Below are 24,790 nucleotides of genomic sequence, written 5' to 3'. Positions count from 1 at the left end.
ACAAGTGAAGAATGGCGGGCTGAAGGCCCGCGCTATAGAGCTGTCGCAAGGAGTGGCACTTATTCTCGCAACGCCCAGGCAATCAACGTAGGTCCACGTTTGCCTGTCTTTTGTTCATACTGCGCGTTGATCTCTTCTTCCAGTGACAGGAACGTCGGATCTACCTCCGCAGCTGCAATCTCCTCGGGAGTCGCTGTCGTAAAACACAACTCACATACAGCAAGACCATCATCTTCAGTACGCATCGGAGGACCAAAGGTCCGGCAAGGGATCGGGCGAGCTTCGTAGAGATCGCAGGTCCCGGTCGCCGGATCGAGCACCGGACAGGGTTCATCGTTGCCAAAGTCCTCAAATGCAGGATCGTCCGGATCGAGCAGGCCGGTCGCCGCGTCTCCCGGAAATTCGGGGCTCAGGCGAACAATAGCATCCCGCACACGCGCTTCGATCACTGCTCGCTTTGGAGACGCCTCATACGCCACACGCAGACGATGCGCATCGAGTTGTGAAATGGGAAAGACACCGACGCAGCACTGATGACATCCAGGACGGCATGCAAGACGATGTCCTGCCCGCTGCGCAGATGAGGCCAGCGCCGCCGTCGTAATCTGGATGAGTTCCTGGTCAGTCACGGGATTGCCTGTTACCAGTTTAAAGCCAAAGGCCCGGCATCTGCCGGGCCTTCGTGGATGCCTGAGCAGACTTACTTCTTCGTCAGCTTCGCGGAAGGCAGAACAGTGACCGCCTCACCCTTCTCGGCCTTGACAGTAAAGTTCTCCGCCGTGACGGTGGCATCGCTGATGCGGAAGCCCGCGCCGCCCTCCAGATGCACATTCTTCAGCACCACGTTCTTCACCGGCGATTCCGGCAGGCCGATGATGACGCCAGTAGTCTTGGCATTGGTTGCAGTGACGTTTTCGATGGTGATGTCGTGGAAGAGCGGTGTCAGGCGGGTTACCGGCTGGGCCGAATCGCCCTCGGGCGGAAGCACCTTCGGGTAATACTCCGAGATCAGGATGGCCATGCCGACGTTCTTGATATCGATGTCCTTGAAGACGATATTCGAGACATCGGCTCCGCGGTCGCGGTTGGCCTTGATGCGCAGCGCCTGATCGGTGCCATCAAAGTGGATGCGCTCGGCACGGATGTTTTGCGCGCCGCCAGCGATTTCGCTGCCGATCGAAAGCCCGTGGCCGTGCATGAAGGTGCAATCAGTGATGGTGATGTTCTTCGATGGAGCATCCGGACCGGGCGAGTTCACCAGGCCGGACTTGATGGCGATATTGTCATCGCCCACATCGGCGTATAGGTGATCGATGATCATGTTCGAGGTCGAGAAGGGATCGACCGCGTCAGAGTTCGGCGAATGCTCCGGCGCAAGGATGCGGACGTTGCGGATGATCACGTCGTCGCAGTAGTAGGGAACCACCTGCCACGAGGGTGAGTTCTGGAAGGTGATGTCCTCCATCTTGATGTGCTTGGAGTAGTTGAAGACCGCCAGGCGCGGACGGAAGATGGTATCGCCGCCAACGAAACCGGCGTTTTTGGTCGCTCGCGCTTCCTTCCACCAGCTCTCGCCGTTGCCGTCAATTATGCCGCCGCCGGTAATGATGATGTTCTCCGCGTGATCAGACGAGATCAGCGACTGCCGGCCCGCGGCGCGCAACACCTCGATCTTCGGATAATCCTCGTGGTCCGCGGATCCCAGCAGCGTCGCGCCCTTCTCCACGCGGAAGGTGATATCGCTCTTCAGCACCAGAGGACCGGAGACAAAGGTTCCACCCGAGAGCACAACCGTGCCCTTCTTCGCAGAGCAATCATCAATGGCCTTCTGAATCGCGGCGGTGTTCTTCGTCGTCCCATCGGCCTTCGCGCCGTACTGGGTCACATTGCAGACCGGGGCCGCATACGCAGCTCCCGTCATCAGAATTGGTAGGGCCATGGCCAAGAGAGATTTCGACATGCGGAGACCACTTTCGGGAGAATTGGATGTTTCCGCAGGAAATCCTATCGGCTCGAATGGTCGACAGTCAATAAGTGGACTGACCAATTCTGGCAGTTGCCGGTGGACTAGCGATGCAGCGTCGCGTTGCCTGGCTGGTTGTGTCGAAAATGCATAAACCGCGCATGCAGTACCTCGTCAACTGGAAACTGTTAACTGGCAACTGCTTTTAAGCGTATTCGTTCAATACCCGTTCAAAGATGGTGTCGACATTCGCGAGTTGCCGTTCGAACGTGAATGCCAACGCAATCTTCTCGGGCGATAGACGTTTTGTAACCTCAGGATCGGCGGCAATTCTTTCCTTGAAGGTAGGTCCTTCGCCTTCGCTCGCCCATGCGGCCATGGCGTGCGATTGAACCAGCTTGTATGCATCCTCGCGTAGCATTCCGGACTCGGCCAGATCCAACAGGAGTTGGCCAGAGAAGACGAGGCCGCCCGTCAATTCCAGATTTTTCATCATGCGGTGCGGATAGACCAGCAGCTTGTCGATCAGGTTAGAGGTCTTGTCCAGAATGTAGTCCAGCGCGATGGTCGTATCGGGCAGAATGACGCGCTCCGCTGATGAATGCGAGATATCCCGCTCGTGCCACAGGGCGACGTTCTCCAGCGCTACCTGCGCATTGCCGCGGATCACGCGGGCCAGGCCGCAGATGTTCTCGCAGGTGATTGGATTGCGCTTGTGCGGCATGGCGCTCGATCCCTTCTGCTTGGCAGAGAAGAACTCCTCCGCTTCACGCACCTCGGTGCGCTGCAGATGACGGATATCGAGGGCGATCTTGTCCAGGGTGCTGGCAATGACGGCCAGAGTAGCGATGTAGGCCGCATGACGGTCGCGCTGCAGCACCTGGGTCGAAACGGAAGCAGACTGCAGGCCCAGAAAGGCGCAAATGCGCTCTTCGTGTTCGGGTTTCAGGTGGCCAAAGCTCCCCACAGCTCCGGAGAGCTTGCCGATACGCATATCTTCGGCTGCCGCGTCGAAACGCTTGAGGTTGCGATGCATCTCGGCGTACCAGAGCAAAAGGCGCAGGCCATAGGTCGTCGGCTCTGCGTGGACACCGTGGGTGCGGCCAACCATCGGCGTGTGCTTGAACTCAAGCGCGCGGCGTTTCAACACCAGGATCAGCTTCAGGATGCCTTCGCGGAGAATCGCATTGGCGGACGCCAGTTGCAGCGCCTGGGCGGTATCGACCACGTCGGTCGAGGTCAGGCCATAGTGCAGCCAGCGCGAAGCAGGCCCCACGTTCTCGGCGACGTTGGTTGTAAACGCAATGACATCATGGCGCGTGTCCAGCTCGATCTCACGAATGCGGGCGACATCGAACTTCGCCTTGGCGCGCAGCTCAACCGCTGCCTCTTTGGGAACAATGCCGTGCTCGGCCAGTACATCCGTGGCCGCCAGCTCCACCTTCAGCCAGGAGGCAAACTTATTCTCGTCAGACCAGATTTTGCCCATCTCCGGGCGGGTATAGCGCGCGATCATTTCTGTGAATTTCTCCCTGAAAACACTAGTTTACCGGAGAGCCAGTTGCCAGTTGGACTAGCGAGGTAGCGTCGGGTTGTCTGATTGGGTGTGTCGAGAATGCATAAGCCGCCCATCCAGTACCTCTTCAACTTGCAACTTGCAACTTTTAACCTCTTTTGTATCGTGTTACGATATAAATATGAACGCACATCGCCTTGAACGTCTGGTCGAGTTCCGTCACACCCTGCGGGGCTTTCTCTTCTTCAGTGAGGAAGCCGCTGCTGAAGAGGGAATTCATGCCCAGCAGTACCAGCTTATGCAGGTTGTCTTTGCGGCAACGGAGCCAACGATCGCCTACGTTGCCGAGCGGATGTACTTGAAGCACAACTCCGCGGTGGAGCTGGTCGGCCGCGCCGTCGAAGAAGGGCTGTTGCTTCGCAAGCGTGATCTGATTGACGCCCGCAGGGTTGTGTTAAAGCTAACACCGCGCGGAGAAAGGATCCTCATGCGTCTTGTCGATCGGCACCTCCTGGAACTTGAACGCGTCGGACCCCAGATCAAGGTGGCTTTGGAAAAGGTCATGAGCAAATAAGTCCGGGACGTGGCGTTGTCATCCCGATGAGCGTCCTAAGGGTAAGATTGGGCAGCACATGGATGAAGCCCTGGTAAATGTCGAGAAGTTCCGCGATCTGACCGCTGCCATGATCGCGCGCAGCTTGCTGGAGAGCGATGGTATTCAGTGTTTTCTGCAGGATGAAAACTTTGTCCGGATGGACTGGGGCTACTCACAGTTCATCGGATGGATTCGGCTGCAGGTAGCGCCTGCTGACCTCGAGCGGGCGAGGGAGCTGCTGGCTGCACCTATTCCGGAATTGCTAGACGTGGCGGATGGAGAAGATCCTGAACCGCAGCCTCGGTGTCCGCAGTGCGGTTCTCTGGATGTCTCCCATCCAGGCATCCGCAAAGGCTGGAGCTATTTCCTGCTCTGGCTCGGTTTTCCGGTGCCCGTCCCCAGTGACCGCTGGCATTGCGAGAGCTGCCGCGTGGAATGGATCGATGATGGCAAAGAGCCCGAACTTAGCCTGTAACGCCGAAGAGTTCTGACATCTCGTCGTGCAGGAAACCTTCACCCGGGCGATAGGGCTGGATCCACTGTCCATTGAGTACGAACTGTGGAATGGCGCGTTTACCGACATTGCGGATCACTTCGTCAGAAGCTCCAGGTGTGCTCTCGATGTCAATCTCGGTAAAGGGAATATTGTGCTTGGTGAGGAAGCGCTTGGCTTCGCGGCAGTCCCGGCACCAGCCGGCGGAGTAAACAGTAAGCTCCATACTTTCAGTGTACTAAAGCATTTTCCCTGTTGCTGGGTATCGGGAAGGGGCCGTGCAGCGGCGTTTTCATTGCGGAAAACGCCCATAGATGCGGAAACCCGACTCTACACCTGCAGGGAAAATGCTCTAGTGAGTGTCTAATGCCGGGACTTGCGGGGGCTACTCTACCCAGCGCAAAATATTGGCCACGCGGAGGTGCGTATGATAGCTCGTCGACTAGCGGTACTGGGCCTGGCAGCAGGATTGACGCTGCCTGCGATGGCTGTGAAGCCGGGGGAGACCGCTCCGGACTTCAAGGGAACGGACTCCAACGGCAAAACGCAGTCGCTCTCACAGTACAAAGGCAAGTGGATCGTGCTGGAGTGGCATAACCAGGGATGTCCGTTCGAGAGAAAGCACTACGAGAGCGGCAACATGGAAGCCCTGCAGAAACAATGGACGGATAAAGGTGTGGTTTGGCTGAGCATTATCTCGTCCGCTCCTGGGGAGCAGGGATATGTCACCGCCGCGCAGGAGAATGACTACATCAGGAAGATGAAGGTTGCTGCATCGGCAGTCGTTCTCGACCCATCGGGCTCAATCGGCCACCTGTACGACGCCAGGACGACTCCGCATATGTTTGTGATCAATCCCCAGGGGAAGCTCGTGTATATGGGAGCGATTGACGATAAACCATCACCCGATCCGGCAACGCTGAAGGGTGCGAAGAACTATCTCAACGATGCCTTGACGGCGGCAATGGCGGGCCAGCCGGTTGCTGTAACGTCGACGCGGCCCTATGGATGTGCCGTGAAGTACGTGAACTAGTTGCTGGTTGCTGGTTCCTGGTTGCTAGTTGAGGCAGGCGCGGAATGCCGTTGTTCTTCCGGTTGTTGTTTGGAGAGAAGTTGTTTTTTGGCAACCAGAAACTAGGAACTAGGAACTAGGAACTAGCAACTGAAAAGCGGCCGGAAGGCCGCTTTTCTACGCGCTGAGCTTGTAGCGGGTCTCCGCAATCCGGTAGATCGGCCGCCACAGCAGGCGATTGATGGTGACGACAATCAACGCCATCACGATGGTTGCCCACAGCAGAACCGGGAACTGGCCGGCATCCGTCGCTGCGGAGATCTGCGCTCCCAGGCCGAACGTAGATAAAGTCTGATTCTTCAACCGGAAGTACTCGGCCACGATGGAGGCATTCCATGCGCCGCCGGACGCTGTCACCAGACCGGTAATCAGGTAGGGAAAGATCGACGGCAGAATAATCACCTTCCATTTCTCGACTGTGGAGAAGCGGAACAGGCGGCCTACCTCGCGCAGATCGCTCGGAATAGCGATCGCTCCGGCAATCACGTTGAACAGAATGTACCACTGGGTTCCCAGCAGCATCAGTGCGATAGATCCGATACCGAGTCCGCCGCCCGCCTTCACGATCGCAAGCAGCAGTACCGGAAAGACGGCCGTCGCGGGCACGGATGCCGCGATCTGAGCCAAGGGTTGGGCGATACGGGCCAGGCGCGGATGCAAGCCAATCGCTACACCGGCCGGGATGGTCCAGGCGGACCCGATCAGCAGTGCAGCAAAGACGCGCAGGAAGGTCGCGCCCGCGCCGAGGAAGATCATGCCAATCTGACGCAGCCGCACCTCTCGTAACAGGACGATGGCGTGGGTGGCAGCAAATAGCACGATGCCGATAAACAAACCTGCAGCGACATAGCGCAGCATCTTCTGCACCCTGGAGTTCGAAGCAGATTGCAGGTGCTGTGCTGCGCGGCGTTTGTGCGACGTGCGATAGAAAAGTTCGCTGATCGGACGTAGCGTACGCTGCCGCAGGTGACGAATTGCGGAGGAGTGTTGCAGCAGATGGAGTAACGGTGAGGAGACGCGGTTCGAGCTCTCCGTCTGCTCGAACTTGAACTTATCGCTCCATGCGATCAGCGGTCTCCACAGAAGCTGATCGGTGGCGACGATGATCGCAATCATCGTGAGCAGGCCGTAGGTGATGGCGCGGAAGTCGCCATTCGCTGCCGCTGTCTGCAGATAGGATCCAAGGCCCGGCAGGCGGAAGTCGCGGCTGCCGAGGATGAACATCTCGCAGGCCATCAGGAAGAACCATCCCCCTGCGACTGAGACCATCGAGTTCCAGATCAGACCGATGGTGGCAAACGGCAGCTCCAGATGGAAGAAACGCTGTATCGGAGAGAAGTTGTAGATGCGTGCCGCCTCAGTCAGCTCACGTGGAATCGACTTGAGAGATGCATAGAAGCTGTACGCAATGTTCCACGCCTGTCCTGTGAAGATCAGGATGATCGCGCCCATCTCAATTCCGAGCTGATGACCTGGAACCAGCGCCACCATCGCGAGCATGACTCCTGGCAGGAAGCTGAGTACCGGGATCGATTGCAAAATGTCCAGGCACGCCAGCATCAGGCCCTCGAGCCGCGGTGTGTAGGCAGCGATATAGCCGTAGATCAGCGCGAAGGCGAGCGATAACACATAGGCAAAGCCGATGCGCACAATCGAGAAGAAGGCGTACATCGGCAATGCATGCGGCGAGAGGGAGATGGCGAAATCCGTACGTGGAGACGAGTTCCAGTAACGGGCAACCTGCACGATGGCATAGAAGCAGGCCAACAGAATCCCTGCAACGCATAGGTCAAGGAAGACCGGCCAGCTGCGGCGGACAACGACAGAGCGAGCGAGAGTCTCACGCCGCAGATGGAAGCCGGCGGGCAGCTGGATCATAGACCGGTCTCCTGCTTGTCTTTCTCCTCCTCTGCCTCGGAAGCATCGGCGAAGGCGCTCTCCGGCTCGGCCAGAGCCGACTCGGGAAGGGTAAAGCGGCGGCGCGTCGAGTCGAAGTCGAAGATCTCCGCATAACGGCCCCAGTTAATCGCGGTTTCCAGTTGCCGGACAGTCTCCTCTTCAGAAAAGACCTCGTCGAGCGTGTCATGGAAGAAGTCCTCCGGCACGGTGTGGTCAGACTTCGATTGCAGTGCGCGAACGATCTGCCGTAACAGCAGCACGTTCTCTACCGCGGCTTCACGGAAGATCTCTTTCTGGCGAAGGATCTCCGCGTTGGCATACTCGGCGCCCAAAGAGGTGATGGCGGCGTCGCCTTCGGTTACCGTGAGGAACTTCAGGATCGATGCAGCTTCGACGATGGGCAATAGGTCATCGATTTCGAAGGCAAGATCATCGGCCAGGCGATAGATATCGGATTTGCCGCCGTGGTCGAGCAGAAACTCAAGCAGACCCGCGATGCCGCCGGGACGTGCGTGCGGCAGCATCTGGTACTTCATCTCGCGCTGGTCGCGAACACGGCGGCCATTGATATTCGGAAGTGCCGGCGCGGGGGCCTCAGGTTGAGTGAGTACCTTGTAGATATAGTCGACAAGCTGTGTAAACGCGGCTGCCTTGCGGTCGCGAGGGTGGGCCAGATTGACGCGGAAGTCCGTACGGATATGGCCCGGGTTACGGCCAAGCACGATGATGCGGTCTGCCAGCAGGACCGCCTCTTCAATGTTATGGGTCACAAGGAAAATCGACTTCGTCGGGATCGTCTTCTTGTGCCACAGTTCCAGCAGTTCTGAGCGCAGGTTCTCCGCCGTAAGGACATCAAGGGCGGAGAACGGCTCATCCATAAACAGGACCTCGGGCTCAACGACCAGGGCACGGGCAAAGCCGACGCGCTGGCGCATGCCTCCCGAAAGCTCCTTGGGATAAGCTGCCTGGAAGCCGTCGAGACCAACGGTATCGAGGATCTTGATAGAGCGCTTGCGGCGTGTAGCCGCATCGACACCGCGTGCTTTCAATGGCGCCTCGATGTTTTCGAGAACCGTGAGCCATGGAAAGAGTGCGAACGACTGAAAGACAATGCTGACATTCACGTCAGCGCTCTGGATCGGCGCTTCGTGCCAGTACACTTGCCCGGCCGAAGGCGTGGACAGACCGGTGAGCATGCGCAGCAGGGTCGACTTGCCGGAGCCTGAAGGCCCAAGCAAGGCGATGATCTCTCCCTGGACGATGGAGAGGTCCGTCGGCGAGATAACCTGGATGCGGTTCTCGCTCGGTTGGGAATAATATTTCTCGACGCGCTCGGCGCGAATGATGGCTGGCTGCATGCTTCTTGATTTTTAATGTTGAGTTTGATAAGCCGTTTGTTGCTGAAAATTCACAACTTGCAAGCGGCAACGCTGCGGACAGCGTATCATTGTTTCAGCGGGCGCGTCAGACGCTTTTGCGCAGATAATAGGTTGTGCAAGCTGCCGGTGGAAATTTTTTGACTTTGAGGTAAGGACTCACCCCATGACAGAGACCACAGGGAATCAGCCACGCGCCAAGGTGCTGGTAGCGGACGATGAGCAGGTGATTGCGAATACGCTGGCGATCATTCTCAACCAGGCCGGTTTCGAGGCAAAGGCTGTTTATAGCGGCGAAAAAGCCGTGGAGGCGTTGGACTCTTTCCGCCCGGACATGCTGATCAGTGATGTCATTATGACCGGGATGACTGGTATCGAAGCGGCAATTGAGACGCGTATGCGTCTTCCTCACTGCAAGATTCTGCTTTTCAGCGGACAGGCCGCCACGGCCGACCTGTTGGACAAGGCACGGAGCCAGGGACATGAATTCGAGATTCTGGCAAAGCCCGTGCACCCCACCGACCTGCTGGCGAAGCTGCGCGGCTGACGCGATCGGAAATCAAAAATCTGTAGAAATTTTCGTCTTGGATGAGGAGACGGTTTGCGGCCTTCGGTAATTATCCTGGCGTATAACTCCGCCGACTCGTTGCCAGCTACGCTGGCCAGCGTGTCCGCGTTGACAGATGACATTCACGTTGTCGACTCCGGAAGCACTGACGGCACACCGGACCTGGCAAAGGCTGCCGGCGCCCAGGTGCTCTACCATCCCTTTGAAAGCTATGGCGCCCAGCGGAATTGGTCGATAGCCAACTGCCCCATTCGATATGGCTGGCAGCTTCACCTGGATGCTGACGAACGGCTGACGCCTGAACTGGCCTCAGAGATCGCCGCTCTTCCTGAAGAACAGGCGACGGACGGCTTCTTTTTGCCGCGTTACCTGCAGTTTCTGGGTCGTGTGTTGCGTCACGGCGCCATGTCGCCGACCTGGCACATGCGCCTGTTCAAGTCGGGCAAGGGAAGCTGTGAGGTACGCGAATACGATCAGCACTTCATCTGCACTGGCACCACGGCGCAACTGAAGTATTCCATGATCGACGATATCCGGATGTCTCTCTCCGAATGGACCTTCCGCCATAACCGCTGGGCCGATGCCGAGGTCCGCGAGCAGTTGAAGGGAGAGACTGCGGGACGGGTAGGCGCAAAGTTGTCCGGCAACGTGATTGAAAAGAAACGTGCCCTGCGGCAGATGTATAACAATCTGCCGTACTTCGTCCGTCCCTTCGGCCTTTGGTTCTACCGGTACGTTGTCCGGCTCGGGTTTCTGGATGGCATGGAGGGCTTTATCTTCTATACCCTGCAGACTTTCTGGTTCCGGTTTCTGATTGATGCCAAGCTATGGGAAGCCCGGAACCTTCGCCGCGAATAGAGCCTTTTCCCTGTAGGCGTAGTGCCGGCTTCCGCATCTATGAGCATCTTCCGCAATGAACACGCCGCTGCAAGAAAATGCTCTAGATCATCCCCCCTTTTATGAGGACGCTCATCCTGACCGAAGAGAGAGAAGGACCTTTTTGTCTCGCTTACTCGATCTCGGACAGGAAGTTTCTGCGTTCTTTTACCTTCACCGCAGGCGAGCCGGCATAGATACCCCATGCCTCAAGGTCGCGAGTTGCCGTTGAGGCAAGGCCGAGGATGGCTCCTTCGCCGACATTGACGCCGGGACTGACATTGGCGCGAGCGCATATCCAGGAATACGCGCCAAAGGTCATACGGTAACTCAGCAGGGGAAAGTTCTTATCGTCATAATCATGTGTTGCTCCGCAAATGTATCCCTGCTGCGAGACGATAGCATGAGAGCCAAAGGTAATGATGGAGGGGTTGTAGACCTCGGCTCCATCCCCCAGAGTGACCTGTTCCCCGCAGACCAGGTTCCACGGCGCCCAGACCCGGGAACCCGGATAGAAATGACAATTGGGGCCGACCTTCGCGCCGAAGAGGCGAAGCAGCAGGCTGCGCCATCCATGGAACGGGCGTGGAGATGGGCGGTAGAGCAACAGCCAGGTGATATTCCACGTCAGGCGCATCAGGCGATTGCTGAGCGAGAAGGAAGGCCGCAAATACGGATCGCCGTTCTGGTCTGCGGTCAGCGCCGTGGTCGATTTGTAATCGAGCTGTCGAGCCATGTTATTTGCCTGAGCTGTCGCGTGAACCATTTGTCCGCGCATCTTCGAATAGACGCAGGATTGTCTTCGCGTTTTCTTTCATATCGTACCGTGTACGAAAGGTGACCGGTGCTTGCGCATACATCCGCGCTCGTTCTTCCTGAGAAAGGCCGTGCCAGCGGCGAAACAGGTTTAGGGTTCCTTCCAGGGTGTCCGGCTCTACCAAGCCGACATTATCGGCTTTGATGTCAGGGGCAATGTTCACCTGATCGGAGAGCAGCACGGGCTTTCCACAAGCGAGGGCCTCTGCGACAGCAATCCCAAAGTTTTCCTGGTGCGACGGCAGAATAAATGCCTCGCAGGCATAGAACGCGCCCCATTTGAGCGCTCCTTTGAGCATGCCGGGCCAGTGGACACGGCTGGTCAGACCGGCTTTGTCAATAACGGTCTGCAATTCCTGGCGCCATCCCACCTGGTCCGGGCCTGCAATCACCAGATGCAGATCCGGATCGAGAGCCGCAGTCTTGGCGAAGGCCTCAAGCATAAGATCCACGCCTTTTTTGGGGTGAATTCGACCAAGGAACAGGAGAAAACGCTTGCCTTCAAGATAGGGTGCGGCTTCATAAAAAGCCCGGAGCGCTTCCGATCTCTGGATGTGCGGATGATCGGCGCCGTAGGGAACGACGTGCGGATTCCAGCGGTAAATCGGAAAGGTCTTCTCGGCGAGATCTTTTTCCGCGTTCGAGGTGAAGAGGACGTAGTTGGCCTCTTTCAGTACCCGATACTCGGCCGAAAGCCAGTAGCAGAGCTTCTTGAAATGTTTGAGCGGATATGCCGCCTTGAAGTAAGGGTCAAGCATGCCGTGGGGAAAGACAACATACGGAATCTGGCCGCGGAGCGCCTGGTACGCGGCAATTCCCCCGTAGTTCCAGAGCCCGTTGACGACCGCGCCGTCGAAGCGCGAGGCATTTTTCTTCAGCCAGGGAATCATCTTTGCGGTATATCCGTAGGTGGAATGGACCGGTCCCAGCGCATGCACGGGGAAGTTCAGTCCTTTCAGGTACGGCGCATCCGGGGCATCCTGTGTAAGGACCTCTCCCTCATAACCGAGATTCTTATAGCTGATCAGTGTACGGACAGCCTCAGCCGGTCCTCCAGCTTCGGGATTGATCGTCCGGATAATGTGCAGAATGCGCATGGTCTGGCAAAGATTCTCAGGGGATAACAGTAATAAAACAGTTCAGGCAATAAAGTTGCCGGTAACATGCGCGAGCGCTTGCCGCAGTCCCTGCACATCTTCTTCAAAACTCCAGTGGTTGATGCGTTCCAGAGCAGCTCTGCCCATTGCCGCGGGCGTGTCTGGTGTTGCGAAAACACGCCGCAGAGCATCGGTCAGTGCATCGATATTACCAACCGGAAAGACGCATCCTTCGACACCGTCGGTTACAAGGTCCGGTTGAGAACCCACATCGGTCGAAACGATCACTGCCCGTCCCGCATTCATAACCTCGTTGACAATCAGCCCCCAGGGTTCATGGCGTGAGGGGAGGACGAAGACGCTGGCGAGATCGAAGAAACGGGGCAGTTCTGTCTGGTTGCGGAAACCGGCAAAGCGGACACTAGTGCATCCGGACTCTTTGACTCGCGCTTCCAGTTGCGCCCGCTGTTCTCCGTCTCCGACGATGACGAAGTAGGGATGCGGATCAGCTCCTTGCCCTGGCGAAAGCCGGAGGTAGGCTTCCAGCAGATGGTCACAGTGTTTGCGTTGTTGCAGTTTGGAGGCGAACAGGATCACCGGCCGCGATGGATCGAGGTTGAACTCCTGTTGTAATTGCGCTCGATTCTCCCGGGCGGGAATGGCGCGCTGCTGGAAATAACTGTTATCGACCGCATACGGGAAAAGGAACTGAGGAACATCCTCCCCGAAGTAATAGCTCCAATACTGGCTATTCAGCGTTCCGATCGGCAGGGTCGCATCGATCAGATGCGACAGAACCGCAAAGTAGGCTTTCTTTACAGCCAGCTTCCATCCGGCTCTTGGCCGGTCCGCCAGCCATGGCTCGGCCCGTAGCAGGACCGGTACCCCCAGCGCCCTTGCAGCCACCATGGCATGGAGAGCATTTACGCTGGAGTACCCATGGGTCCAAAGGACGTCATGCCGGGCGATTCTGGAGAAAAAACCTCGATTCAGGGGGCGCAAATGACCTGGTGAAGCGACGTTGTCGAGAATCCGGGGTAGGAATTCGTATTTATAACCCTCGAGCAGAGGAACGTCCCATTTCACCTCGACGCCGAACCCCTGGTCTTTGTAGCCACGAACCGAGAAGTCCGAACCGAAATAAACAGTCAGGTCGATGTCCGGCTCCTGAGCGATACGGCGGAGCAACGGGGCCTGATATTGGATCGGATGCGTAACCAGGTATGCGAGCCGGAGCTTGCGCCTGGAGGACACTTGACGGTCACCCATCATGCGGACGTGGAACTCCTTTCCTGAATGAACGTCGTGGTGTTTAGCGCTGGTTGAGGGTGATATACGACGAAAGCTGTGCAACACCCATCAGAGTAGCGATACCGCCTGCTCGAATTGCGGCCTTGAGGGCGCTTGTTGGCAGGTAAAGGATGTCATCCGGTTGCAGGACGGGGTCGGGATCCTTACCTGCAATCACACGAGCCATGTTGACCTTTACCTCAATGCGGCGTGTTCCCTCTGTGCGGATAATGCGGGTATCCTCACGCTTACCTTCATAGTTCGGACCGCCTGCAATCGTGATTGCCTGCAACACCGTGAGAGGCGAGTTGCTGACGAGTGGAATCGCACTTTGCGACTTGAACGCTCCAAGAGCATAGACCACGCCAGTTCTTGCGAGGACAACAGTGTCACCCGCGAAGAGGGGCACATTTGCCATGGCGCCGTTCGCCGGGTTATTGCCGAGATCGATCACCAGAGGCGCATCCTGGCCGGGGCGCAGAACGGTGACCACATGGCTTGCTGTGGAAGGAAGCCCTCCGGCTGCTGCAATAACATCAAGAAGACGCCGTCGTCCCAATGCCGGCACGATACCTGTGGGACCCTTCGTCTCACCGGTAACGGTAATGATCTGATTGGGAGTTTCCATGACCTGGATCGAAACTTGCGGGTCAACATACATCCCTCCCGCAACCAGGTGCTCGGCAATAGCGTGTTCAGCCTGGCTCAGCGTTAATCCCTGTATGCGGATGACGCCGGCCAGAGGAAGGGCAATCGAGCCATCCAGGGAAACACGAGCTGTCGGATTGTAGTCCGTGGCTCCGTAGATATGAACCATCAGCAAATCGCCGCCGGCGATCGTTGGTTCGCGCTCCGGGGGGAAGAGGAGAGCTGGGTCCGTAGTGATCTTTAGCGGATGATTCACACCGCTATCATTCCCGGGTGCCGGGCCTGCGAATTGTGCGCGAGTCGAGGGAACCGCTGCGGCCATGATGATAGCCAGCAGAAGCGGAGATCCGATCTTAACCTTGAGAAACGGCATAGTCAGTTTCACTCTCCTTCCCCCTGACGCTTCTTGGGTGTGGCTGCTGCTGTCTCCCACGTGTCAGAGTCGAGGTTCGCGTAGGAGTAACCCGAGTAGCCGTAGTAGCCATAGTATTCAGGCGAGTTGATATCGACTGCGTTCAACACAAAACCAGTTACTCGGATACCAGAACGGATGAGAAGGTCTCTTGCGCGCCGAACGACCTGTTTGCTTGATTTGCCGTGGCGAATGACGAGTACGGCGGTATCCGTCTGGCGGCCAAGGATTACACCATCTGTAACGGAAAGAACCGGGGGAGAGTCGATGACGACATGGGTGTATTTCGTCTTCGCGTCCTCAATGAGATGCGTCATGCCTTCTGAGCTGAGCATCTCGGTCGGGAAGGGAGGAACCGGGCCGCTGGCCAGAATGTCAAGGTTCGGTACGTCAGCCACCTGTTGCACAGCTTCATCCAGGCTGGTCGCTCCACTCAGTACCGTAGAGAGACCGACCTTGCCATTCAACCCAAAACGATGATGGACGCTGGGACGCCGAAGGTCGGCATCGATTAGAAGCACCCTGGTCTCGCGTTGAGCCAGAATGCAGGACAGGTTTGTGGAGCAGGTTGTCTTGCCTTCCGACGGCGTAGCACTGGTAAACAGGATCGTACGGGGAGGATGAGACGTGTCGGCCAGCAGGATAGAGGTTCGAAGCGAACGGAAGGCTTCAGCGAACTGAGATTTGGGCATGGTGAGCACGCCCATATTGAGTTGTGAGACGCTCATACCGGCAGGTAATTCGCTGACGGTGCGGCGTGACCGCGGGATGATGGCCAGTGCCGGCAGTTCGGTGATGCCTTCTACTTCAGCAATCGTACGCAGGCCTGTGTCGAGGCTCTCAAGCAGGAAGGCAATGACGATGCCACCGAACAGGCTGAACAGGAGCGTCACGATAATGATGGTGGTTGCTGACTGCAGCGTAGGCGCTGCCGGAATCAGCGCCTGGTCGACGACGTCAATCTCCAGGGATTCGAGACCCGCCTGAATACCCGCCGCACGCAAGCGCTGCAGCAGGCTGTCATAAAGCTGTCGTCCCGATTCGAACTCACGCTGACGCAAGGTATATTCGACCAATTCGTCGCGTAGTTTGTAGGCATCGGCCTTCTGCGCTTCGAGTGCGGCCTGGGTCTGCTCTTCGGTGGCTTTGGAGGCGAGATACGTTTGTTTTGCCTGATTGAGCAGACGTCCCTGCTCGGTATTGATCTCGGTGCTCAGCTCATCCATCTGCGCTTTGGCTGCCTTGACCTGGGGATGGTTCGGACCAAGCTGCGATGTCAGTTCCGCAAAGTGCGCACGGGCTGTAGCAAGCTCACTGCGCAAACTATTCAGCGGTGCCGGCTGGATGCTGGGGGTTGCATCGATCAGACCTTCCATCGAAGCAGGGTCCGCCTGGGCCAGCGCGCGATAGCGAGACTCCGCGATGATGCGATTGATGCGTGCATCTCCGGCTGCTTTCGTGAGGCTGTCGATCAGGGAGGTAATCTCGCTTTGGCTGTGAGTCGGATCGATGCTTACGCCTACAGAACCTAGGCGGCGTTGTAACTCAAGAAGCTGTTCCTGTGAAGTCTCTACCTGCTGTTTGAGATCATCAAGCTGACCGGTGAGCCACTGACTGGCGTGTTGCGCTGAGTTAAACCGGGTCTGGTAGCTACGCTGGATATAGTCTTTGATCAGCGTGTTGACGATATTAGCCGACAGGTGCGCGTCGAGACTGCGATAGTTGATCGTGATCAGGTTCGTATGGGTCACGATCGATACTGTGAGATTCGCCTTTAACCGGCTTAATGTGGCCTGACGGATCTTCGGCGTATCGAGGGATGTTACAGGTACGGGGGGACGCACTCCTAGAAAAGCCGGTTCGTTATTCAGGTTCAACTCGCGAGCAACCGTTAGCAGCAGGGTTTCGCTGCTTAGGATGGACGATTGCGTGGTGAGATGACTACTTGTATCCGTAGAGCTGATGGTCGTGAGCCGGTACTCGTTCGAGGCGCCCGAACGCACCTCAATACGGCCGGTAGCCACATATAAGCGGGGTTGCGAAACTGAGCGGTAAATGCCATACATTAAACCAACTGCAATGGCAATGAGCAGAACCCAACGGCGTTTTCGCAGTACGAGGATTGCTTCAGAAAGCGATGCATCCGTTGGTGCAGACGCAGCAGCACGGTAATCCGTCGTCGGCGGGAGAGGTTGCTGAGGATTTTGCGGACCCATGTGTATTCAGTCTAACCGAGACCCTACGTTCATGGAATTTGAAAAGTACTGCATCTAGTGCTGCAAATGATTAAAAAAGCCCCGCCATGCCCTAGACTGGAGCCAGTAGATCAAATTTTGATAGGGAGCCTATGGCGCAAAACGTTCGCATCGCAGTAGTCGGTTCAGGGTATGTGGGGCTGGTGGCGGCGGTCTGTTTCGCTGAGATCGGGCACTCGGTCGTATGTGTCGACAACGACGAGCGCAAGGTGAAGGCATTACAGGGCGGCGACACGCTGATCCACGAAAACCACTTGCCCGAACTGCTGGGTAAGTATCGAAATGACCGGGTCACCTTTACGACCGACCTGGGAGAAGCCACTAAGAACTCGGATGTCATATTTGTTGCTGTAGGAACGCCGCAAAGCGAGACGGGCGACGCCGATCTTTCCTATGTCGAAGCTGTTGCGGCTGAGATCGCACGTTCCATCAATGGGTATAAGGTCATTGTCGAGAAGAGCACTGTGCCTGTTTACACTAATGAGTGGATCCGTCGGGTCATCGAGCGCAATGGAGTGGATAAGCACCTCTTTGATGTCGTATCAAACCCCGAATTCCTGCGCGAAGGCACTGCGGTTGAGGACTTCCTCCATCCAGACCGGATTGTCGTCGGTTCTGACAGTCCACGTGCGGCCGAGCTTCTCAAAGCCATCTATGCTCCTCTGACGGAAGGCGCCTATTACAAGCAGGATGGGCACATTAAAGGTATCTGCAATACAGAGGAACTCCCCCCGATTCTTCTTACTTCAACCAAGAGCGCGGAGATCATCAAGCATGCCTCCAATGCCTTTCTGGCGTTGAAGATCAGCTTTATCAACGCAGTGGCCAATATCTGCGAGGAAGCTGACGCAAATGTCGAGCAGGTAGCAAAAGGCATGGGGCTGGACGCGCGTATCGGACCCCGCTTCCTGCGGCCTGGCATTGGTTACGGCGGCTCCTGCTTCCCGAAGGATGTTTCGGCATTCCGCTCGGTGGCTGAGCAGATGGGCCTTGGTTTTAATCTGCTGGCAGAGGTCGAGCGGATCAACGAGCAACAGAAGAAGCGCTTTATCGCCAAGGTTCGTTCTACCCTTTGGACGTTGCGCGGCAAGAAGCTGGGGGTGCTCGGACTTGCCTTCAAGGGGGACACTGACGATATCCGCGAGAGTCCGGCGATTGATCTGGTACAGACGTTGCTGGCCGAGGGCTGCTCGATTGCGGCATTCGATCCGGCTGCCATGGGCCGCGCTAAGCTTGAGTTGCCTGAGGGGCCGAACTGCAAGTATGTGTGCGATCCCTATGAAGCGGCAAACGATGCCGATGCACTATTGATCCTTACCGACTGGGCGGAGTTCGGCCAGCTCGATCTGGCGCGGCTGAATAAGTCGATGCGCTATTCCATCATTGTGGACGGCCGCAATATGTACGAGCCGGAAGCGATGGCTGAGGCTGGTTTCCACTACACCAGTGTTGGACGCCCCTCGGCTCATCCAGCCCACTAAACCTCGAACGTAACGCGCACAAGGAGAAGACCCAAAAGCATGGGCAAACGCCGCATTGTTGTCACCGGAGCCGCAGGATTTCTGGCATCGCACCTATGCGATGTGCTTCTGAGCGAAGGGCATGACGTGCACGGCATCGACAACCTCGCGACCGGCAAGATGGCCAATTTGGCCCATCTTGCCGGCGAGTCACGGTTTTCTTTTGCCGAGCAGGACATCTGCCAGAGCTTCGATCCTGGCCCGTTCGACTACATCTTCAACATGGCATCGCCTGCCAGCCCAGCCGACTACATGCGTCTCGGCATCGAAACGCTGCAGGTTGGTTCTGCCGGCACGCTTAACACACTGGAACTGGCGAAGAAATACAAGGCTGGATATCTTCATGCCTCTACCTCGGAGTGCTATGGAGACCCCATTGTGCATCCACAGGTAGAGACGTATTGGGGCAACGTCAATCCAATTGGCCCGCGCAGCGTATATGACGAAGCTAAACGCTTCAGCGAGGCTGCCGTTGCTGCGTACGAGCGCTACCACGGCGTCAATACGCACCTGGTGCGTATCTTCAACACCTATGGTCCGCGTCTGCAGGCAAATGATGGACGTGTCATCTCAAACTTCATGATGCAGGCACTTCGCGGCGAGCCACTCACGATCTACGGTGATGGGTCCCAGACGCGCAGCTTCTGCTATGTCTCCGACCTGATCGACGGAATTGTTAAATTGGCATGGAGCGACGAGCACCTGCCAACGAATATCGGCAATCCGGTGGAGTGGACGATCCTGGAGTGTGCCAAAGAGGTGTTGGCTATTACGGGCTCGAAGAGTGAGATCAGCTTCCAGCCACTTCCTCAGGACGACCCCAAGCAGCGCCGTCCGGACATCACCAAGGCAAAGACATTGCTGGGGTGGGAACCTAAGGTGATGCTGCATGAGGGGCTTGGACTCTCGCTGCCGTATTTCAAAAGCTGTGTCGAGGCCGAAAAGGTCGCAGCTTCTATCTAACGTAAAAGAAGAAAGGCCCATGCACTTCATGCGCGTGGGCCTTTCTGTTTAACCATTTGTCTATCTAGTGCATGCCGAGTCCCTGACGCAGACGCGGATACCAGGTGAGCTGGAACTGGACCAGTGTATTGTTCTGCTGGCCTTGCTTGTAGACGGGCGCCTTCCAAATCTCGTGCTGCAAGGTCGCATTCAGCTCCACTTCTTTGGCAAAGCGCTTGACGAGATTGACGGAAAATTGATTCTGGGTCGTGCCGCCGGGGACAAAGTCTTTAGCGGTTTTCTTATTTAAGTACTGCAATTGCAACCATTCATTGCCGGAGAAGTGCCATGTAAGCCATGCCTGGCCTCCTTTGGCTTCACGGCCGATGGCGTCTCCCATAATGAAACCTTTGTTGGTGTAACCCTGACGCTGAACAGTTTCATAGTACATAAACTCGCCGTTTCCGCTGTTGACGACCGGAGGATCGGTGCTGACGCCCTCGAGACGCAGGTCAAGCTTAGGGAGATAGGGAAGCTGCGCCAGATAAATCCCCGGACGGATTGCAGAGCGATGCGGTGCGCTTATCGGTGTGACGTCATCGTGCACCATGGAATCGAGATAGAAGGTCACGAGGTGCTTCGGAACGGGAAGGCGCCACGAGACCGTAAACATGCTGAAACGAGCTCCCGGATCGGAGCGGGAGAATTTTTCAGCGTCATTCGTATCCTGGAAATGGAAGAAGCTCTTAAGGAATGTGTGGATGGTGATGGGCGTATGCCCTTTACCTCCCCAGATCGCGGTACGGGAAAATCCAAACTGGAAGTTCTTCGTGGGCGCGAAGCTGAAAGTAGTGGAATGGACCCACGGAGAATTCGGATACGTGTGTCCCTTCAGGCTGCCGACAAAGATGTCATAGCGAAGAGGTCCCAGGACATTGCGGATGAATGGAATATACATGGGCTCGACGCGGTTGATGCGGAAGGAATAGATATTCTCGGCATTGTTGGTCCAGGAGAACGCACTGCCTAGCCCCGGACCGTTCCAGGCATCGGACTTTCCGAACGAGAACTCGTGCTTGGCAAGGTGAAACGAGAGATTTGCTTCCTGAATTCGAAACGTATTCGTTGCGGAGATAGGACCCTCAGGAATCGTGCTTTGGGGGCGATTGAATCCGTTGTACGGAATCCTGTCGATCGCCGCGAGCTGCTGCGCCAGCGCGTAGCTGTATCCATCTGCGGACGGCGCGTGCTGGTACTCTCCGCGCACCGACAGCGAGAGCCGGCCGATCTCATTGACCGTAGAGAATCCAATGATGTTGTTGAAGCCGCTCTGGTAAGGACGTCCATAGTCATTGCTGACGGTCTGGCCCAGATGAAAGCTGTCGCGGAGGACAGGCCCGGAGATATAACCGAGGCGGGTGTACGCCGAATAAAGTCCATTCACCGCGCCGATTCCATCAAAGTTCGCGGCTAGCTCCGCATCGAACTCATGAAGCAGCGAATCCAGAATAGCCTTCGCTTCTTCGTTGTCGCTGGCGCGAATGTCCTGCTCTGAATCAACCAGCATGTTGATCGCGCTGCGCCGGGTCCATGGCCGCATACTGATGAACGCCGTGTTCAGATATCCGAATGTGTGCAGACGCAGCATGGCTGGGTAGATCCAGCTATCGACCGGGATGTAGACCGATCCCAGGAAGTCGATCTTGCGGATCGTTGCCGGTGGCCCATACTGATTGCGCGCCGTGAACGGATGTGTCTCTGTTGGCTGTGGCGCAACGACAGGAGGAGATACCGGCTGAGGTTGTGGGAGCGCCGGGACCTGCTTCTGATCGGGATTATAGGGAGGAAGAGCCGGCGGATTGGTCTCCTGTTGTTGTTTGTAGCCCGGTTGTTGCGCAGGAAGGGTCTGCTGCGCCGGATCATTCTGCTGCGCACTTGCGGAATATAAAACGACGAAACCGAAAGCGAGGGAGAGTGCTATAGGGAAGCGGCGCATGCTGCTCTCAGTTTACCCGTGCTCACGAACGCGCCAGCAGGCCTTTGGCCTTAAGATAGGCGCGCATTGTGTCGAGAGAATCTTCATGACCAATCTGCTGGAAGCTGATCCATGTGGGCAGATGCAGTGTACGAGCGCGTGTAAACGCCTCCTGTGCCACGCGGTAACATGCGACCGCATCGTGTACATCAACAGGAATAACCGGGATCTTATGCTTCGCCACGGAAGGATGAGGGTTCTGTCCTGGAAGCTGGAGATACAGCACCGGTAACTCGCGCTTCGCAGTCATTTCAATGAACCTTTCACATCCGGCAGGGAGTGCGCTATCCAGATAGAGCACAGCCACAGAGCCGGGAGTGAAGTGCATGTTCGCAAAGGCGGCGCCATGTGCAGCGGCGAACTGTTGCGCGGCATCCAGCGTGCTGGGTAGAAGATTGCCGCTGCTTTGTTGCACGATGCCGACAGCCGGTGCCAGCCCCGCGGAGGCAGCGATCGTGTCCTGCGGCCGCAGGTGATTCGCCGTAGCCGCGATGCCGGCCTCCAGGCCGCGCGTACGTTTGCTGCCGGAGCGCAGATCGCGCATGGCATTGTAGAGCTGCTTGAGACGCTGATTAGGAATCAGTGGGTTTTCAAAAGTAGCGGCAGACATTTCGACCTGTTTCTCTGCAAGGTAGCACACACCGCCAAAAGAGCAAGATGGTGCTTGTGCATGGCAAGCAAAAGCCCGGCGACAGCCGGGCTTTTACCGATGATAGTGGATCTCAGGCGCGAGCAGCGTCCTTCTTCTCGGTGTTGATACCGAGATCAGCAAACGCCTTGAGCGCGGTTTTGGCTTTCACCTTGCCGTCGCGAACGAGCTTGGAGAGCGCAGCGGCGACGATATCCTTGGCGCCGATCTCGAAGTGCGCACGCAGATACTCACGATTGTCAGAGCGGCCAAAGCCGTCCGTCCCAAGAGCGACTAGACGCTGGCCAAGCCATGGCGCCAGAGCATCCGGCATGACCTTCATGTAATCCGAGGCAGCGACGATCGGACCCTGGGCGTTGCCGAGAGCCTCAAGCAGATACGGTTTCTTTTCCGGTTCTGCTGGGTGCAGGCGATTCCACCGCTCAATCGCAAGTGCATCGCGGCGAAGCTCGACATAGCTGGGCACGGACCACACGTTTGCCTGGATCTTGTACTCGTCGGCAAGAATCTGCTGTGCCTTGACCACCTCGTTCAGGATGGTCCCCGAGCCGAAGAGCTGCACCGTAGCTTCGCCGGCAGCAGGCTGGTACAGGTACAGGCCCTTGAGGATACCGTTGATGTCCAGATTTGCCGGCGCTTCAGGCTGAACATAGTCCTCGTTGTACATGGTGATGTAGTAGAAGACGTTCTCGCCCTGTTCGTACATGCGCTTCAGGCCATCCTGAATGATGACCGCCATCTCGAAGAGGAAGGCAGGATCATAGCTCAGACAGGTGGGGACGGTGCTTGCCAGCACGGGAGAGTGGCCGTCCTGGTGCTGTAGACCTTCGCCCAGCATGGTGGTGCGTCCAGCCGTCCCGCCCATCAGGAAACCTTTGCCGCGAGAGTCCGCAAATGCCCAGGCCATGTCTCCGACGCGCTGGAACCCGAACATCGAGTAGTACATGTAGAACGGGATCGAAGGAATGCCGTAGTTGGAATAGGCGGTTCCCGCGGCGGTGAAGCTGGCCATCGAGCCCGCCTCGGTAATGCCTTCCTCAAGGATCTGGCCATCCTTCTCTTCGCGATAGCTCAGAAGCATGTCTGCATCGTGCGGCGTGTACTTCTGGCCTTCACAGGCATAGATGCCTACCTGCTTGATCACAGACTCCAGACCGAAGGTGCGGCCTTCGTCAGGAACGATCGGCACAACATACTTGCCGAAGTTCGGCTCCTTGAGCAGGGAACGGAGCATGGAGACGAAGCCCATCGTGGTGGAGACCTCGCGGCCCTTGCTGCCGGCCATCCACTCTTTGAAGAAGTCGAGTGTCGGTGCCTTGAAGTTCAGTGCCGGAACTTCGCGAACCGGCAGATAGCCGCCAAGTTCTTTCCGGCGAGCCTGCATGTACTGGATCTCCGGAGCATCCTGTCCGGGGTGATAGAGACCGGCATCCTTGGCGGTCTGCTCCGATACAGGAATATCGAAACGCTTGACGAAGGCCGCCAGACCCTCATCGGTGAGTTTCTTCTCTTGATGGCTCGCATTACGAGCTTCTGTCGTTCCCAGGCCATAACCCTTGACGGTTTTGGCCAGGATGACGGTCGGGCCGCCGGTGTACTCGGTCGCGCGTTTGTAGGCGTTGAAGATCTTCGCCGGGTCGTGACCGCCGCGGTGCAGGCGGGCAAGCTGCTCATCCGTCTTGTCGGCAACCATCTCCAGCAGCTCCGGATATTTACCGAAGAAGTGCTGGCGAAGATAGGCGCCACCCTTGGCTTTGAAGGTCTGGAAGTCGCCGTCGACACACTCTTCCATACGTTTGAGCAACAGGCCCTTGTAGTCGCGGGCAAAGAGCTCATCCCAGTCCGCGCCCCAGACCACTTTGATGACATTCCAACCGGCGCCCCGGAAGACACCTTCCAGCTCGTCGATAATGCGCTTGTTGCCACGGACCGGACCGTCCAGGCGCTGCAGGTTGCAGTTGACGACGAAGATCAGGTTATCGAGCTTCTCACGGGAGGCAAGACCGATTGCGCCCAGGGTATCCACTTCGTCCGATTCGCCGTCGCCGACGAAGGCCCAGACCTTACGGCCGGTCTTCTGGATCAGGTTGCGGTTCTCCAGATAGCGCATGAAACGCGCCTGGTAAATGGCGTTCAGCGGGCCGATGCCCATGGAAACGGTGGGGAAGTTCCAGAACTCCGGCATCAGCCATGGATGGGGATACGAGGATAGACCAGGCTTGTCGCGGAGCTCGTGGCGGAAGTTCTTCAGGTGGTCTTCGCTCAATCGCCCTTCGAGGAAGGCGCGGGCGTAGACGCCAGGCGAGGCATGGCCCTGGAAGTAGATGAAATCGCCGGGCTGGTCGCCGTACTTGCCTCGGAAGAAGTGGTTGAACCCGACTTCAAGCAGCGTGCAGAGCGAGGAGTAGGTCGAAATATGACCGCCGATGCCGGCATCCTTCTTGTTCTGGCCGTGCACCATGGCCATGGCGTTCCAGCGGATCAGGGCCTCGACGCGGCGCTCCTGACTGCGATCTCCGGGATAGGGAACCTCGTCATGGGCGGGAATGGTGTTACGGTACGGGGTCGTCAGTTCACCGGTAGCAGCCACGCCGGCTTCAGCAGCGCGCTGTTTCAGCGCAGACAGCAGCTCGGCGGCGGGCTCATGACCTTCGGCGACGACGAGCTCGTCAAATGCTTCAATCCACTCGGAAACTTCAGCCAGGAAATCCGGATTGGCGGTCGCCGGTGGGTTATCAAGCTTCGTGGACATTCGGGGCACCCCTATA

The 24,790-nt window shown here is 57.1% G+C and carries 21 protein-coding genes; 7 read left to right on the top strand and 14 right to left on the bottom strand.

Features of this window, described 5'->3' with window-relative positions:
- Nucleotides 1-59: 59 nt before the first annotated feature.
- From OHL21_RS17280 to purB, 3 genes are all read right to left on the bottom strand, one after another.
- On the bottom strand, nucleotides 60-629 hold the full coding sequence (locus tag OHL21_RS17280; RefSeq protein WP_263418536.1) for a YkgJ family cysteine cluster protein: 570 nt from the start codon (nucleotides 627-629) through the stop codon (nucleotides 60-62).
- Nucleotides 630-700: 71 nt separating this feature from the next.
- Nucleotides 701-1,939 carry a glycoside hydrolase family 28 protein gene (locus OHL21_RS17275; protein WP_263418535.1) on the bottom strand — a complete coding sequence of 413 codons (1,239 nt, stop codon included), beginning with the start codon at nucleotides 1,937-1,939 and terminating at the stop codon, nucleotides 701-703.
- A 229-nt stretch (nucleotides 1,940-2,168) separates the two neighbouring features.
- Entirely contained in the window at nucleotides 2,169-3,479 is a 1,311-nt protein-coding gene (purB, locus tag OHL21_RS17270) for an adenylosuccinate lyase (RefSeq protein ID WP_263418534.1), read from the bottom strand.
- A gap of 181 nt (nucleotides 3,480-3,660) precedes the next feature.
- Here purB and OHL21_RS17265 point away from each other — a divergent pair, with 181 nt between their 5' ends.
- Together OHL21_RS17265 and OHL21_RS17260 are read left to right on the top strand one after the other, a co-directional pair.
- Nucleotides 3,661-4,053 (top strand): MarR family winged helix-turn-helix transcriptional regulator, encoded by a 393-nt coding sequence (locus OHL21_RS17265; protein WP_263418533.1) that lies wholly within the window; start codon nucleotides 3,661-3,663, stop codon nucleotides 4,051-4,053.
- Between the two features lie 58 nt (nucleotides 4,054-4,111).
- The gene (locus tag OHL21_RS17260) at nucleotides 4,112-4,549 is read left to right on the top strand and encodes a putative signal transducing protein (protein WP_263418532.1); all 438 of its coding nucleotides are present in this window, start codon (nucleotides 4,112-4,114) and stop codon (nucleotides 4,547-4,549) included.
- On the opposite strand, the gene OHL21_RS17255 is transcribed toward OHL21_RS17260, so the two are convergent.
- Nucleotides 4,539-4,793, bottom strand: coding sequence for a glutaredoxin family protein (locus OHL21_RS17255; RefSeq protein ID WP_263418531.1), 255 nt, complete (start codon nucleotides 4,791-4,793; stop codon nucleotides 4,539-4,541). The genes OHL21_RS17260 and OHL21_RS17255 overlap by 11 nt on opposite strands.
- A 201-nt stretch (nucleotides 4,794-4,994) precedes the next feature.
- On the opposite strand from OHL21_RS17255, the gene OHL21_RS17250 reads away from it, so the two are divergent.
- A complete protein-coding gene (locus OHL21_RS17250) occupies nucleotides 4,995-5,600 on the top strand; it encodes a redoxin domain-containing protein (RefSeq protein ID WP_263418530.1) in 606 nt (201 codons plus the stop codon).
- A 156-nt stretch (nucleotides 5,601-5,756) separates the two neighbouring features.
- Here OHL21_RS17250 and OHL21_RS17245 read toward each other — a convergent pair whose 3' ends face one another.
- Together OHL21_RS17245 and OHL21_RS17240 are read right to left on the bottom strand one after the other, a co-directional pair.
- A complete protein-coding gene (locus tag OHL21_RS17245; RefSeq protein WP_263418529.1) occupies nucleotides 5,757-7,517 on the bottom strand; it encodes an ABC transporter permease in 1,761 nt (586 codons plus the stop codon).
- Nucleotides 7,514-8,896 carry an ABC transporter ATP-binding protein gene (locus tag OHL21_RS17240; RefSeq protein ID WP_263418528.1) on the bottom strand — a complete coding sequence of 461 codons (1,383 nt, stop codon included), beginning with the start codon at nucleotides 8,894-8,896 and terminating at the stop codon, nucleotides 7,514-7,516. Before OHL21_RS17240 ends, OHL21_RS17245 begins: the two co-directional genes overlap by 4 nt.
- A gap of 184 nt (nucleotides 8,897-9,080) precedes the next feature.
- Here OHL21_RS17240 and OHL21_RS17235 point away from each other — a divergent pair, with 184 nt between their 5' ends.
- Nucleotides 9,081-9,461 carry a response regulator gene (locus tag OHL21_RS17235; RefSeq protein WP_263418527.1) on the top strand — a complete coding sequence of 127 codons (381 nt, stop codon included), beginning with the start codon at nucleotides 9,081-9,083 and terminating at the stop codon, nucleotides 9,459-9,461.
- Nucleotides 9,462-9,515: 54 nt separating this feature from the next.
- Nucleotides 9,516-10,340: a glycosyltransferase family 2 protein gene (locus tag OHL21_RS17230; protein ID WP_263418526.1), complete on the top strand. Its 825-nt coding sequence runs from the start codon at nucleotides 9,516-9,518 to the stop codon at nucleotides 10,338-10,340.
- Nucleotides 10,341-10,491: 151 nt separating this feature from the next.
- Here the strand turns inward: OHL21_RS17230 and OHL21_RS17225 are convergent, their stop codons facing one another.
- The 5 genes from OHL21_RS17225 to OHL21_RS17205 are packed head-to-tail and all read right to left on the bottom strand — an operon-like array spanning nucleotide 10,492 to nucleotide 16,645.
- Nucleotides 10,492-11,094 carry an LbetaH domain-containing protein gene (locus tag OHL21_RS17225; protein ID WP_263418525.1) on the bottom strand — a complete coding sequence of 201 codons (603 nt, stop codon included), beginning with the start codon at nucleotides 11,092-11,094 and terminating at the stop codon, nucleotides 10,492-10,494.
- A 1-nt stretch (nucleotide 11,095) separates the two neighbouring features.
- Nucleotides 11,096-12,271, bottom strand: coding sequence for a glycosyltransferase (locus OHL21_RS17220; protein WP_263418524.1), 1,176 nt, complete (start codon nucleotides 12,269-12,271; stop codon nucleotides 11,096-11,098).
- Nucleotides 12,272-12,313: 42 nt separating this feature from the next.
- Complete coding sequence (locus tag OHL21_RS17215) at nucleotides 12,314-13,543, bottom strand: glycosyltransferase family 4 protein (protein ID WP_263418523.1); 1,230 nt, start codon at nucleotides 13,541-13,543, stop codon at nucleotides 12,314-12,316.
- Nucleotides 13,544-13,583: 40 nt separating this feature from the next.
- Nucleotides 13,584-14,582, bottom strand: a complete 999-nt coding sequence (locus tag OHL21_RS17210; RefSeq protein ID WP_263418522.1) for a polysaccharide biosynthesis/export family protein — start codon at nucleotides 14,580-14,582, stop codon at nucleotides 13,584-13,586.
- A gap of 8 nt (nucleotides 14,583-14,590) precedes the next feature.
- A complete protein-coding gene (locus OHL21_RS17205; protein WP_263418521.1) occupies nucleotides 14,591-16,645 on the bottom strand; it encodes a GumC family protein in 2,055 nt (684 codons plus the stop codon).
- Nucleotides 16,646-16,968: 323 nt separating this feature from the next.
- Between OHL21_RS17205 and OHL21_RS17200 the strand changes: the two genes are divergently transcribed.
- Entirely contained in the window at nucleotides 16,969-18,357 is a 1,389-nt protein-coding gene (locus OHL21_RS17200) for a UDP-glucose dehydrogenase family protein (RefSeq protein ID WP_263418520.1), read from the top strand.
- A gap of 39 nt (nucleotides 18,358-18,396) precedes the next feature.
- Nucleotides 18,397-19,359: a UDP-glucuronic acid decarboxylase family protein gene (locus tag OHL21_RS17195; RefSeq protein WP_263418519.1), complete on the top strand. Its 963-nt coding sequence runs from the start codon at nucleotides 18,397-18,399 to the stop codon at nucleotides 19,357-19,359.
- Nucleotides 19,360-19,423: 64 nt separating this feature from the next.
- Here the strand turns inward: OHL21_RS17195 and OHL21_RS17190 are convergent, their stop codons facing one another.
- The 3 genes from OHL21_RS17190 to aceE form a co-directional block, all read right to left on the bottom strand.
- Nucleotides 19,424-21,334, bottom strand: a complete 1,911-nt coding sequence (locus OHL21_RS17190; protein ID WP_263418518.1) for a capsule assembly Wzi family protein — start codon at nucleotides 21,332-21,334, stop codon at nucleotides 19,424-19,426.
- A gap of 22 nt (nucleotides 21,335-21,356) precedes the next feature.
- Entirely contained in the window at nucleotides 21,357-21,983 is a 627-nt protein-coding gene (locus tag OHL21_RS17185) for a thiamine pyrophosphate-dependent enzyme (RefSeq protein ID WP_263418517.1), read from the bottom strand.
- A 112-nt stretch (nucleotides 21,984-22,095) separates the two neighbouring features.
- Complete coding sequence (gene aceE / locus OHL21_RS17180; RefSeq protein ID WP_263418516.1) at nucleotides 22,096-24,774, bottom strand: pyruvate dehydrogenase (acetyl-transferring), homodimeric type; 2,679 nt, start codon at nucleotides 24,772-24,774, stop codon at nucleotides 22,096-22,098.
- Nucleotides 24,775-24,790: the final 16 nt, after the last annotated feature.

This window comes from Terriglobus albidus, from assembly GCF_025685425.1.
Classification (GTDB): domain Bacteria; phylum Acidobacteriota; class Terriglobia; order Terriglobales; family Acidobacteriaceae; genus Terriglobus; species Terriglobus albidus.
This window is presented reverse-complemented; position numbering and strand designations above follow the sequence as displayed.